This is a genomic window from Microbacter margulisiae (assembly GCF_014192515.1).
Classification (GTDB): Bacteria; Bacteroidota; Bacteroidia; order Bacteroidales; family Paludibacteraceae; genus Microbacter; species Microbacter margulisiae.
In genome coordinates, this window is the sequence record NZ_JACHYB010000001.1 from 1,412,069 (window position 1) to 1,426,936 (window position 14,868).

5 protein-coding genes are annotated in these 14,868 nt (G+C 40.5%); all 5 read left to right on the top strand.

Features of this window, described 5'->3' with window-relative positions; all coding sequences use genetic code 11:
- Positions 1 to 2: 2 nt before the first annotated feature.
- The 5 genes from FHX64_RS05695 to FHX64_RS05715 all read left to right on the top strand — a co-directional run bounded on the left by FHX64_RS05695 (position 3) and on the right by FHX64_RS05715 (position 14,830).
- Entirely contained in the window at positions 3 to 2,165 is a 2,163-nt protein-coding gene (locus FHX64_RS05695; RefSeq protein WP_183412830.1) for an alpha-L-rhamnosidase-related protein, read from the top strand.
- A gap of 70 nt (positions 2,166 to 2,235) precedes the next feature.
- Positions 2,236 to 4,269 carry an aceric acid hydrolase gene (locus FHX64_RS05700; protein WP_183412831.1) on the top strand — a complete coding sequence of 678 codons (2,034 nt, stop codon included), beginning with the start codon at positions 2,236 to 2,238 and terminating at the stop codon, positions 4,267 to 4,269.
- Positions 4,270 to 4,314: 45 nt separating this feature from the next.
- Positions 4,315 to 7,044 carry an alpha-d-galacturonidase gene (locus tag FHX64_RS05705; protein WP_183412832.1) on the top strand — a complete coding sequence of 910 codons (2,730 nt, stop codon included), beginning with the start codon at positions 4,315 to 4,317 and terminating at the stop codon, positions 7,042 to 7,044.
- 79 nt (positions 7,045 to 7,123) lie between these two features.
- The gene (locus tag FHX64_RS05710; protein WP_425487963.1) at positions 7,124 to 11,509 is read left to right on the top strand and encodes a beta-d-glucuronidase/beta-L-arabinofuranosidase; all 4,386 of its coding nucleotides are present in this window, start codon (positions 7,124 to 7,126) and stop codon (positions 11,507 to 11,509) included.
- 12 nt (positions 11,510 to 11,521) lie between these two features.
- A complete protein-coding gene (locus FHX64_RS05715; RefSeq protein ID WP_183412834.1) occupies positions 11,522 to 14,830 on the top strand; it encodes a glycoside hydrolase family 2 TIM barrel-domain containing protein in 3,309 nt (1,102 codons plus the stop codon).
- Positions 14,831 to 14,868: the final 38 nt, after the last annotated feature.

Here is a 14,868-nt window from a genome sequence, read left to right on the forward strand (position 1 = left end):
ATATGAAACGAACCATTTTACTTGTTTTAATGTCAATTGTTATGCAACTGACCTTTGCTCAAAAAGTCGCTACATGGATCTATTATCCCGGAGATTTTGAGATTTGGCTGGCAAATCAGGTGCAAAATCGTCGCACCGACCGGGGAACGTTCTTCCCTCCATTCTGGAAGATGGATAGTTTCTATGTACTGGTTGAGTTTTCAAAGAAGGTGACATTAGCAAAGCCAGAAGATATATCGTTAAGGGTAGAAGGCAAATACAACGTCAAAATCGACGATAAATTTCTTCCGGGATTCCCCACAAAAATTGCTATCCCGGCAGGACATCACCTCATTCAAGTCAAAGTTTACGATCAAGCCAATGTCCCGGCTATTTATGTGAATGGTACAACCATTAAATCTGACAGTTCATGGCTGGTAACCTATGAAGACAAAGAATGGATTGATGCATCCGGAAGAGCCTCAGACACTTCGACCGGAACAGTATATGTAAATGCCGGATCATGGAATTTCAATTCGCCGGATACTCCCCCATCTCACTTCAAACTTCCCACGACACCTGAATCGCCGGTTTCGATGACAAAGAAAGACAAAGGAATGTTGTATGATTTTGGCAAAGAGACTTTTGGATATGTGAAATTTAACGGATTACGAGGGAAAGGACTCATCCATATCTATTACGGAGAATCCCCGGAAGAAGCGCTTTCAACCCATTATTGCGAGACATTGGATAGTCTGCCTGTAGACAACAGGTTGCCTAAAAACGTAACCATGACGGATTCCAAAGCTTTCCGTTACATCTATATCGTAAAGGACGGACAATTATCCTATCATTCATTATCGATGAATTATGAATATCTTCCATTGCAACAAACAGGATCCTTCAAATGTAACGATACTTTAATCAACAAAATCTGGGATGTTTCTGCCTATACGTTACGTCTGACAACACGGGAATTCTTTCTCGATGGCATTAAACGGGACCGGTGGATATGGAGCGGCGATGCTTACCAAAGTTATCTGATGAACTATTACAGCTTTTTCAATTCACCGGCAGTAACCAGAACCATATATGCATTACGGGGTAAAAATCCGGTAACAAGCCATATAAACACCATTATGGATTATACTTTTTACTGGTTTATGAGCATCTATGATTATTACCAGTATACGGGGGATAAATTCTTTATTAAACAAATATATCCCCGGATGAAAAGCATGATGAATTTTTGCCTGACAAGAAGAGATGCGAATGGAATGATGGAGGGATTGCCTGGTGATTGGGTCTTTATTGATTGGTCGGACTTTAAAATGAGTAAAGCAGGAGAAGTAAGCTTCGAGCAGTTGCTGTTTTGCCGTAGCCTGGAAGTCATGGCATCATGCGCAAAATTAGAAAACGACACTATTCATGAAAAAGAATATAATGATCTGGAGAAAGGACTCAGATCGAAATTATTCACAGCATTCTGGTCAAACAAGGCAAATGCTTTCATCCAAAACAGGGTCAATGGGATAAAAAGTACGCAGGTAACTCCGTACACCAATATTTTTGCGGTATTGTTCAATTACCTGGACTCAACAAAAACAGAGGATATTAAAAGCGGGGTATTATTAAATCCTAATGCCTTGCAAATTACAACGCCCTACATGCAGTTTTACAAACTCGCCGCGCTTTGTGCGTTAGGCGAACAAAAACATGTTCTTAATGATATCCGAAGCTATTGGGGAGGAATGCTTAGACTGGGAGCAACTACTTTTTGGGAACAATATAATCCGAACGAAAAAGGAGCTCAGCTTTTAGCAATGTATGGCCGACCTTTTGGGAAAAGCCTGTGCCATGCATGGGGCGCCAGCCCAATATACCTGTTGGGGAAATATTATCTTGGCATCAGACCCACCACACCAGGCTATAAAACCTATGCAATAGAACCTCATTTAGGAGGATTGCAATGGATGGAAGGGACAGTTCCCACACCTCATGGAAAAATTTATGTATACTATAGTCATACGCTAATCAAGGTTAGATCCGACGAAGGCACGGGCGTGTTACATTTTTCCAGCCTGTTAAAACCATCATGTGAGAACGGGGATATTATAAACAAAGGTCATCATCAGTATGAAATGCAGGTTCAGGCGGGAAGATCATACACAATAACCTGCAAATAGCTATTCAAAAAAAAATCACACACAGCATTTCTGCAAGGATTTTAATGTATATCATGACAAATAACAGCAAATGAATAGACAGAAAATAAATATTGTAATTGGAGTATGTACCTGGATCATCGTTTTTTCTTTATCCGGACAAAACCGGAGCCTGGTCAACACATCCCAAAGTCCTTTTGCAAAACTTACAGGTGTAAACATGGGAGATGTACGTTGGACGAAAGGGTTCTGGGCTGATCGTTTTAATGTATGCCTCCATACAATGTCGCCCAAGTTGATGCAAACTTACATGGATGGACACATAGGACATGCTATTCAGAATTTCGAAATTGCGGCTGGCCTGGATACAGGATCTTATGTAGGGCCTCCGTTTCAGGATGGCGATTTTTATAAGATTTTTGAAAGCCTGGCAAGCTTGTACAGCATCACCAAAAGCAAGAAGCTAGACGAAGAAATGGACTCGGTCATTTCGATCATTGCCAAAGCTCAACTGCCGAACGGGTACATAAATACAACTACCATTATAGCAGAAAAAAAAGATCCCATGGAGGCCAAAATGTTTGCCGACAAAATGAATTTTGAGACATACAACATGGGGCATTTAATGACTGCTGCCTGCATACATTATCGCGCTACAGGAAAACGTTCCATGCTCAATATTGCAATTAAAGCAGCAAACTATTTATGCGATTTCTATAAATCCTCATCGCATCAACTGGCTCGCAATGCCATATGCCCGTCTCATTACATGGGGTTAATTGAATTATACCGCACCACCCATGATGCCAAATATTTAGAATTAGCAGAAAACCTGATTAATATGCGAGGGTTAGCAAAAGGGGGAACAGATCAGAATCAAGATCGAATCCCATTCCGTGAGCAAACCGTAGCGATGGGACATGCCGTAAGAGCGAACTATCTTTATGCTGGAGTGGCCGATTTGTATGCCGAAACAGGAGACACAACATTACTGCATGCTTTAAACCTGATTTGGAATAATCTGGTACACACTAAAATGTATATTACCGGCGCTTGCGGAGCATTGTACGATGGAGTTTCTCCCGATGGTACTTCATATAAGCCCGGCGAAATTCAGGAAGTACATCAGGCGTACGGACGTGATTATCAATTGCCGAATATGACAGCATATAACGAATCGTGTGCCAACATAGGCAATTTATTATTTAACTGGCGTATGCTACAAATTACCGGTAATGCAAAATATGCTGATGTAGTAGAAACCATCCTTTATAACAGCTTGTTATCGGGAGTAAGCCTGAATGGAATAAACTTTCGCTATACAAATCCGTTAAGCGTTTCATCTAAATTTCCGTACAAACTACGCTGGGCAGGGAAGCGCATTCCGTATATTTCATTATCAGATTGTTGTCCGCCAAACATAACACGGACAATAGCTGAAGTTCAAGATTATATTTATGGCTTATCAAAAGACGGTTTATGGATAAACCTTTATGGAGGTAATACATTAAACACTAAATTGAGGAACGGTGAATCTATCCAACTCACTCAAACAACCAACTATCCCTGGGATGGGCATATAATCATTAAAATGCAGCAAGCGCCGCAAGATCCTTGTGCAATCTATTTAAGAATTCCGGGATGGTGCGATAATGCTACAGTGGCTATAAATGGCATCAAGCAACATGAAATCCTTACACCAGCCTCCTATGTGAAATTAAAACGCACATGGAAAACCGGCGACGAAATAGAACTAAACCTCCCCATAAAAACAATGTTGATAGAGACCAATCCATTAGTAGAAGAAACCCGAAATCAGGTTGCTATACAACGGGGCCCGGTTGTGTATTGTTTAGAAGGATGTGATTTGCCAAACTACAATATTTTTGAAGTTGTTATTCCATCGTCTGTTCATTTCAATGCAAAACCGATGATGATTGACGGAAGCCGTTTCTATTGCCTTAATGGAGTTGCTGACGTAGAAAAAACAGCAAGCTGGCACAATGTGTTATATCGCGAAATTGCTCCGCTACAGACAAACGTACATATTCATCTAATACCATACTTTGCCTGGGGAAACAGAGGGAAATCCGATATGGCTGTATGGTTAAACCTGAAACGATAAAACAACTCTTTTGTACCTATTGACATACAACAAACAACGCAAAAAATGAAAATTAAAATATCCATATTCTTCTGGTTGTGCTTTTTTACGACAGCTATATATGCCCAACAAGTAAATATTATTACGCATGGGAAAAGTTCCGTATGCGCTACGTTTGGCATTCACTGGCTGACTAAAACATTACAAACGGATGGATTTAAGGTCAATCAAACAACAGTTCTCAAAAAACACACGACGGGTACAACCATTGTAATTGGCACAATGACTGATAAATGGCTGGAACAATTCATTGCCGGCAAAAAAGTTGTTTTTGAGAAAACTCCGGGCAAAGAAGGGTACTCGATCAAAGCTCTTGGCAAATTGATCATTGTTCAGGGGGCAGATACAAGTGGAACATTATACGGATGTGTAGAACTTGCAGACAAGATCAGGGCTTCTCATAGATTGCCGACATCAATGGATATAACGGATCAGCCAGAAATGGTCATGCGGGGAGCTTGCATTGGTTTGCAAAAACCTTATTTGTTGCCTGGTCACGGAGTCTATGAATATCCGTACACTCCTCAAAATTTTCCCTGGTTCTATGATAAAGCTTTATGGATCAAATACCTGAATATGATGGTTGAAAACCGGATGAACACCCTCTATCTATGGAATGGACATCCCTTTGCCTCACTGGTAAAATTAAAAGATTATCCTTTTGCCGTGGAAGTTGATAATCAGACACTCAAAAAGAATCAGGAGATGTTTGCATTCTTAACCAGAGAAGCTCAGAAACGCAATATCTGGGTAATCCAGATGTTTTACAATATCATTGTTTCCAAGCCTTTTGCAGAACACTATGGCATAAGAACGCAAGATCGAAATCGTCCTATAACACCATTAATTTCGGATTATACCCGTAAATCAATTGCCGCCTTTATTAAACAATATCCTCACGTAGGGCTTTTGGTTTGCCTCGGCGAATCGATTGATTCATATCCGGATGGCGTAAAATGGTTTACCCAAACGATTATTCCGGGAGTTAAAGACGGGCTAAAAGCATTAGGTAGAACCGATGAACCACCGATAATCCTCCGTGCGCACGATACTGATGCTAAAACGGATATGCAGGAGGCTTTACCTCTCTATAAAAATTTATATACGATGTGGAAGTATAATGGAGAGTCATTAACCACCTACAATCCTCGCGGGCCTTGGGCAAAAGAACATTTGGAACTAAGCAAACTGGGTCCTGTACATATTGTTAATGTGCATATTCTGGCGAACTTAGAACCATTCCGGTATGGCGCTCCTGATTTTATTCAAAAATGTGTGCAAGCTATGCATAGCAAATTAGGCGCTAATGGCATACACATTTATCCCCAAGCTTCTTATTGGGACTGGCCTTATACGGCTGACAACACCCATCCCAGATTATTGGAAATGAACAGAGATTGGATTTGGTATGCGGCATGGGCACGATATGCCTGGAACGCAAACCGTAATCCAAAAGATGAAGTGCATTACTGGAGCTATCGTCTTGATACATTATACGGATGCGGCTTAGATGCAGCAAAAAATATTTTGGAAGCATATGAACAAGCGGGAGAGATATCGCCGGAACTAACAAGAAAATTTGCCATAACGGACGGGAATCGTCAAACATTCTTATTAGGCATGTTTATGAGCCAATTGGTAAATCCTAAAAAATGGACTATTTACCCGGACTTTTTTAAATCATGTGGGCCAAAGGGAGAAGTACTCACCGAATACATGGATAAGGAATGGAATCACCAGCTTCATACAGGAGAACTGCCGCCTCAGCTTATTGCCGGCGCCGTAATACAAGGCGCCAAAGCAGTGCAAGCCATTGATTCGGCAGCGCCTCACGTCACACACAACAAGGCTGAATTTGAACGTTTGAAAAATGACATGTATTGTTACAACACATTTGCAAACTATTTTAACCAAAAAGTTAAAGCCGCAATGCTAGTGTTACGTTATAGTCATTCCAACGACATAAAAGATTTGGAAGCTGCCGTTCCATATCTCGAAAAAAGCCTCCAATATTATCGGCATTTAGTTGCCCTGACAGAAAACACATATCTATATGCCAATAGTATGCAAACCAGTCAACGGCGAATTCCAATAGGAGGAGGCGGAGGAAAAAATAAAACATGGAAAGAAATGCTTCCTTATTTTGAAACTGAATTGCAGAATTTCAAAAGAAACGTTGCATATTTACAAGAACATGGCAATACTATTTTAAGTGACACAACAGTATTAAAGCCTGCCAATGTAAAACTATCAGACAAGAACCTGCAAACATATTCCCTGGCGAAAGGCGCTAAAATATTTGGAGACAAAAACCTGGTCATTGACACGGTTGCCAATGAATTACGCGATCTTAAAGCCATTCAGTTTGACTTGAAGCATCAAATGGCTGACGGAACTTCCTTTACATTTGAAAGCAATCATCCTGTGAGTGTCCTGGTAGGATATTTTAATTCGGAACGGAATGAATTTGCAAAACCTCCAAAACTCGAAACCGACGCTAATGCGAACGATTTTGGCCAGGCCGATGTCAAAATTGCCAATGCATTAGAAGTTCACGGACAATTATCTGTCAATGTCCACACATATACCTTCCCCAGTGGTATCCATACGTTATCATTAGGAAAAGGAGCATTAATGGTATTAGGCTTTATCAACGCATCTCAAAAAATCACTTTTCATGATGATGGCATGGGCAGTAATACGAAAACGCGTAATATTGATTGGTTATTTTATTAATTCCGTATAAAATGAGACAATGAAGAAGTATCTGTTAATATTCATCTGCACCACTTTTTTACACGCATACGCGAAGGAAATGCCTCAAAGGGTTCCTCTACAAGTCATGCAGGAAATCTATCAGAAAGTAAAGACTCCCTACAAATTTGGTTTGGTATTAGCGCCAAAGAACAATCATTACAAAATAGATTGCCCTACGGTATTCCATGTAAAATCAAAATGGTATATGAGTTATCTCATTTATAACGGAGAGGAAGGAAGAGATGGGCGGGGCTACGAAACCTGGCTGGCAACAAGTAATGACCTTTTGCATTGGCATACATTGGGACGCATTCTGGCTTATCCCAAAGGGAATGTTTGGGATGAAAACCAAAGAGCAGGATACATTGCCTTGATCAATTATAAATGGGGAGGAAATTATCACGCTCAAATGTTTAATGGGAAACATTGGATGTCCTATTTTGGAGGCAATACCAGAGGGTACGAAATGGGAACCCTCAAAGAAGGCATGGCCTTTACAACAGGAGACATTACCAAAGCCCATGAATGGCAAACATTAGGGCATCCCACACTATCGCCGACAGATTCCGACAGAGGATGGTGGGAGAATGTTACGCAGTATAAATCAACAGTGCTTTGGGATAAATCAAAAAAATTAGGATATCCGTTCGTGATGTATTACAATGCAGGAGGCATTGATCCTGTCACTAAAGTCAAAGCAGAACGCATTGGCATAGCGTTGTCCAACGATATGATCCATTGGGTACGATATAAGCACAATCCGATTTTTACGCATGCCGAAGGAATCACCGGAGATCCCGTGATTCAAAAAATAGGCAAAGTATATGTAATGTTCTATTATAGTGCCTTTCGCAAGAGCCGTCCATATAAAGCATTTAATACATTTGCATGCTCTTATGATCTCGTTCATTGGACTGATTGGACCGGGCCTGATTTAATCATTCCAAGTGAGCCCTATGATAATTTATTCGCTCACAAATCATATGTAGTCAAATGGAAAGGAGTAGTCTATCATTTCTACTGTGCCGTTGACGTACACAATCAGAGAGGAATTGCTGTAGCGACATCTAAAAATATGGGAACGAGTACAGTAGAGTTTCCAAAACCTGACGAATCTACATTCAGAAAAAAAATATCGCTTGATGCTGATTGGTTGACAGCAGAAAATGACACAAATAGAGATGCGTATGCCGGCTTTGAAAACCCGGTATACAAACCAATAGGATGGCAACATGTAGATGTACCTCACAACTGGGACACCTATCAAGGAGCCCGTCGTTTAAAACATGGAAATAAACATGGATATGCGTGGTATAGAAAAAGTTTTGAAATCAAAAACCAAGGTTCCGGTAAAGAATACTTTTTATACTTTCAAGGTGTTGGTTCATATGCAACAGTATGGTTAAACGGGAAAAAAATAGGATATCATGCAGGTGGATTAACAACCTTTACGATCGACGTGACTAAAGATATTCGTTTTGATACAACTAATGTATTAGCCGTGAGAGCAGATCATCCGGCAATGATTACTGATTTACCCTGGGTGTGTGGAGGGTGTTCTTCCGAATGGGGATTTTCCGAAGGTTCAGAACCTATGGGAATTTTTCGTCCGGTGACTTTAGTAATAACAAACCCAACACGCATTGAACCCTTTGGAGTACACGTCTGGAATGATGTCCCTGCCAATGCCCGGGATCCTCATTTCGTATTACACATTAACAGTGAAATAAAAAACTATGGGAACAAAACATCCCATATCAGCGTAATCAGTAAACTAGTGAATGAGGATGGCCTCCAAGTGGCACGGGTGACCGATACGTTAACATTACAGGGAAATGAAAGTAAGACCATTCATCAAGACACAAAAGACATTGCGAATGCCCATTTATGGAGTATTTCCGACCCTTACTTATATCATCTGATCACAATGATTAAAGAAAATGGGAAAGTCATTGATGAAACTACGACCGATTATGGGTTTCGTTGGATTAGCTGGCCAAAAAACGATCCTCATCATAGTTCTTGTTTTCACCTTAATGGCAAGCCGGTATTTATTAACGGAATAGCAGAGTACGAAGATAAATTAGGCGATAGTCATGCTTTCGATACGACAGAGATCACTGCACGGATAGACCAGATTAAATCGGCTGGCTTCAATGCATTTCGCGGGGCACATCAGCCGCACAATTTATTATACCAGGATCTGCTTAATAAAAACGGGTTGCTTTTCTGGTCGCAGTTTTCTGCTCATATCTGGTACGATACGCCTGAATTTCGTATGAATTTTCTCAATAATCTAAAAGAATGGATCAAAGAACGGCGTAACTCTCCTTCAATAATTCTTTGGGGAATACAAAATGAAAGCGTATTACCCTATGATTTTGCGAAGCAATGCACCGACATCATTCATCAAATGGATCCAACTTCCCCGTCACAAAGACTCGTAACAACATGTAACGGCGGAACAGGGACAGATTGGAATGTAAGCCAAAACTGGTCGGGCACTTACGGGGGGAATCCCTATCAATACGGACAAGACTTAAAGAAAGAATACCTTAATGGAGAATATGGCGCATGGCGTAGCATTGACTTACATGCAGAAGGACCATTCAATCTTAAACAGAATGGCATTTGCAGTGAAGATAGAATGACGCAGTTGCTGGAACTGAAAGTCAAATTGGCAGAACAGGTAAAAGACAGCGTTTGCGGACAATTCCTCTGGGAATATAATTCGAATGATAATCCCGGCAGAATTCAGAATGAAGAAGGTTATCGGGATATTGACCGCATTGGTCCGTTTAATTATAAAGGCCTATTTACCATCTGGGGTGAACCAGTTGATGCATACTATATGTATTGTTCCAATTATGCTCCTGCGAAAACAGAACCCATGGTATATATTGTATCCCACACATGGAATAACCGATGGACAAAACCAGGTATCAAAAGCGGAATTATCGTTTATTCCAATTGTGATGAAGTAGAATTGTTCAATGATGTACGTGCCATACCGTTAGGCAAAAGATTTAAGCATGGAATGGGAACGCATTTTCAGTGGGACAATGTCAATATCAAATATAATGTTTTGTATGCCGTAGGATACATCAAGAATAAACCGGTAGCTGAAGATTGCATTATATTAAATCATTTACCTAAAGCGCCACACTTTTCCAGATTATACAGTGGCGCCAAGGACATCACCAAACCCGCAAAAGGCTATCACTATATTTACCGGGTTAATTGCGGAGGGCCGGATTACATTGACATAAATCACAACAAATGGTTGGCAGACAGGCATCAAACCAGCAATAAAACTTGGGGATCATTATCATGGACGAACGATTTCAAAGATTTGCCTGCATTCCTTGCCTCTCAAAGAGAAACCAAAGATCCGATTGCAGGAAGCCGAGACTGGACATTATTCCAATCATTTCGATATGGTCTAAATCGTTTACGTTATAAGTTTCCTTTACCAAATGGAGAATATCGTGTAGAGCTCTATTTTATCGAGCCGTGGTATGGCGTTGGAGGAGGCATCAACTGCACAGGATATCGGGTATTTGACGTAGGAATCAATGGTAAAACAGTCATTAAAGATCTCGATATATGGAAAGAAGCCGGATGTGATAAAGCAGTAAAGGAAGTCGTACCAGCTCAGGTAACCAATGGAATATTAGAAATTAACTTCCCGAAAGAATCAGCCGGACAAGCCGTTATATCGGCAATAGCCATAGCATCACAGAATAAAGCTATCAAGGCAGCTCCATCTTCCGCTTCTATAATGACCGACATAAAAGGTGGCATACCCGGTACATGGCTGGAACCTAATGCTTATTTTCCAACAATACTTCCGATAATGTACGGAGCAGAATGGATAAGACCAAAAAACAACAACCATACAATGCGTTTTGTTGTGACTTCTGATGCCAATATTTACATTCCAAACGATACGGATTATATAAAACGTTTTTATAAAAAAGGCGATACCGTAATTACATCAGGGAATAAATGTCTGGCAATCCTGCCTCAAATCCATTGGCCTAAAGAAGCGAATGTAAGGCCAGTAACCACTTATGCCAGTCAAACAGCAGAATTACAAGGTAATTGGGAGAAATCTACCTATAGACAAGATTCCTGTGTAGAAGCTTCAACAGAAGGACAACACAGCATTACATGGAATGTTACTACGGGACTTGCCAACATTTATGCATTACGGTTTACCTATATGAACCTCAATACAACGGCAATAGATGCAGTCATCACGATAACAGATGCCAATGGACAGATGATACATAATGACACTTTGCATTTCCCTCCGACTCCTCATAAATGGAAGCTTCTCAACACATCAACGGAATCTTTTATTAATGCCGGTCATTATAAAATCAAAATCAGTGGGCTGCATTTACAAGGCCTATATTTAAACACATTACAAATACAATAAAATCCTAACGTAATGAAGCGATTAACTTTATTATTTTGCCTGTTCCTGGTTGTAAATGTATCATTTGCAAAACAACATGATTGGGAAAATGAAGCTGTACTAGGCATCAACAGAGAGGCTCCCAGGGCTGATTTCATCCCATATCAAACAGATAAACAAGCCCTGCTTGGCATTCGAAAAGATTCACCATGGTATATGTCACTCGATGGCAATTGGAAATTTTATTGGGTACCTCGTCCCGAGTTACGTCCTCAGGATTTTTATCATACCAATTTTAATGATTCTCATTGGAAAACAATCCCCGTACCTTCAAACTGGGAAACACAAGGATATGGAACGCCAATTTATGTAAGTTCGGGTTATCCTTTCAAAATAGATCCTCCCTTTGTGACAAGCACTCCACCAGTGAAATATACCACGTATAAAGAAAGGGATCCGGTCGGCTCGTATCGTCATCCGTTTCAACTCCCTGATTCATGGAAAGGACGTAAAGTGTTTATCCATTTTGCAGGCGTACAAAGCGCTTTTTATGTATGGATCAATGGAATAAAGGTCGGTTATAGTCAGGGAAGCATGGAAACTTCCGAGTTTGACATTACAAAATACGTAAAGCCAGGTAAAAATCTATTGGCTGTACAAGTGTTTAAATACAGCGATGGCAGTTATCTTGAAGATCAGGATATGTGGCGGTTAGGAGGTATCTTCCGTGAAGTATATCTTTTTTCTACTAATAATGTAAACATTTCTGATTTTGCAGTACGCACCATTTTAGATAAACACTATAAAAATGCCGAATTACAGGTTTATTTAAAACTGGCATCGTACTTAAAAGACACATTAAGAGGCTGGAGTGTACAGGCTCAATTGTATGATGCGAACAATCATCCAGTCTTTAAGGAGCCGCTTGCACATGATGCTGCGTCAATTCTGAATATAGCATACGATCCTAAAATAATGAATGTTCGCTATCCTCAGCGGGGAAGTGCCAAATTTGCCTGGTTGCAAGCCGAAGTAACTGATCCTGCTAAATGGACAGCAGAGACACCAAATCTATACACGTTGGTTTTAAGTTTGATCAATAGCAATCAGAAAACGATTGAAGCGGTAAGCTGTAAAGTAGGATTTCGCAGCCTGGAAATAAAAAACGGGCAATTCTTAGTGAATGGGAAAGCCATTCGTTTACGCGGCGTTAACCGGCATGAATGCGATCCGGCAACAGGTAAAGCTATTAGCTATGCAAGAATGGTACAGGACATAACGCTCATGAAGCAAGCAAACATTAATGCGGTGCGTACATGCCACTATCCGGATAACCCTGAATGGTATGACCTATGCGACCGGTATGGCATATACGTAATGGATGAAGCTGATATTGAAGAACAAGGAGTACGAGGCACATTAGCAAATGATCCCCAGTGGTGCGCTGCATTTCTTGATCGTCCAATACGGATGGTTTATCGAGACAGGAATCATCCAAGTATCATTTTATGGTCAATGGGAAATGAGTCGGGCTATGGTCCAAATTTTGCGGCAATATCAGCATGGATTAAAGATTTTGATCCAACCCGGTTTATTCATTATGAAGGCGCCCAGGGCAAACCTAAAGATCCACCGACCGTAGATGTCATTAGCCGTTTTTATCCAAGAGTCTGCGAACCCTATTTAAATCCCGATATCCCAGACACATCTGATGCAGAACGTCCTGAAAATGCACGTTGGGATCATTTACTAACCATTGCCAAAAACAAGGACGACGATAGACCTGTTTTGGCTAGTGAATATGTTCATGCAATGGGTAATGCGGTGGGAAACCTAAAAGAATATTGGGATGAAATCTATTCTAACCCACGTTTATTAGGAGGTTTTATCTGGGAATGGGCTGATCAGGGTTTGTACAAAACTGCACCAAATGGAACTCGATACATTGCCTATGGAGGTGATTTCGGTGATTATCCAAACCTGAATGCATTTTGTTTAAAAGGAATCGTATTTTCAGACCGGACAACATCACCAAAATATTATCAGGTAAAGAAAATCTATCAACCTGTCTCCATAGCAATGGGAGATGATGTACCGGGACACACCACGGTATGGATCACAAACCGTAATTCCTTTGTAAATCTCAATCAATATGAAGCTGACTGGGCGCTTTATTGTAATGGGCAAATAATTCAATCAGGGGTATTGCCTCCGACAGATATTCCACCAAGTGAACGTAAAGAAATTCCGGTTCCGGTTCAACCATTGAAACATTTGGTTCCTGGCGGCGATTATCAATTACGGATTAGCTATCGTTTAAAGAAAGACGAGTTATGGGCAAAACGAGGCTTTGAATTCGCTTTTGACCAAATGAAAATGCACATAGCCACTCCGGCAGTACCGGCTGAAAAGCACCACGGAAAATTATATTGGGAACAAACAGGAAACAAAATCTTATTACATGGTAAATCATTTTCTGCCGTATTTAATTGCAAAATTGCTTCCCTGACTTCTTTGACATACAATGGCAAAGAAATGATAGTTTCTCCTCCTGTTTTCCAAGGATTCCGGGCTCCTACCGATAATGACCGGGGATTTGGGAACTGGTTGGCTAAGGACTGGGCAAAAGCAAGATTAGATAGCTTATGCCGTATTGTAGATAGCTGTTCTATCATTACGAAAGGACATAATTATTTAAAAATAAAAACTGTAGCCAGAAGTTTAGCCAAATCAGGTTATTTCATTCACAAAGCAATCTGGACAATTTACGGAGACGGAACAATTATAATGAATAATGCCTTCATCCCGATGGGAAATCTACCTTCCCTACCCCGGTTGGGCGTGGTAATGTCTCTCAATAAAAATTTGGAACAATTTGAATGGTATGGTCATGGCCCCTATGAAAATTATGTTGACAGGAAAGAAAGCTGTCCTATGGGAATTTATAAAAGTACTGTCACGGCTCAATATGTTCCATATCCACATCCACAAGAGACAGGAAATAAGGAAAATGTTCACTGGCTGCATCTTACCACGAAAGAAGGTCAAGGCATTGCTATCGTTGCCCTTTCAAAGAACATGTCGGCTTCTGCATTGCACTTCACTGCAAATGATCTATACAGAGCAACGCATGCTTATTTATTAAAACCAAGGCCGGAAGTAGTGCTTTCGCTTAATGCAGCGATGTTGGGACTGGGAAACAGTAGCTGTGGTCCGGGCGTTTTAAAGAAATATGCAATCAAGCAACAGGAATATGACCTAGAATTTGAAATCAAACCATGTAACCCGAAAAATGATTCGTCGTTAATGCCTACACCGTACGATTTTGGACCTATAGAGTAAAAACCACATAATCTAAAAATAAACTATTAATAATAAGC

Excerpts from the sequence above, each read along its gene's own strand:
- FHX64_RS05695 (WP_183412830.1), top strand. The coding sequence starts at position 3 with ATGAAACGAACCATTTTACTTGTTTTAATGTCAATTGTTATGCAACTG.
- FHX64_RS05700 (WP_183412831.1), top strand. The coding sequence starts at position 2,236 with ATGAATAGACAGAAAATAAATATTGTAATTGGAGTATGTACCTGGATC.
- FHX64_RS05705 (WP_183412832.1), top strand. The coding sequence starts at position 4,315 with ATGAAAATTAAAATATCCATATTCTTCTGGTTGTGCTTTTTTACGACA.
- FHX64_RS05710 (WP_425487963.1), top strand. The coding sequence starts at position 7,124 with ATGCCTCAAAGGGTTCCTCTACAAGTCATGCAGGAAATCTATCAGAAA.
- FHX64_RS05715 (WP_183412834.1), top strand. The coding sequence starts at position 11,522 with ATGAAGCGATTAACTTTATTATTTTGCCTGTTCCTGGTTGTAAATGTA.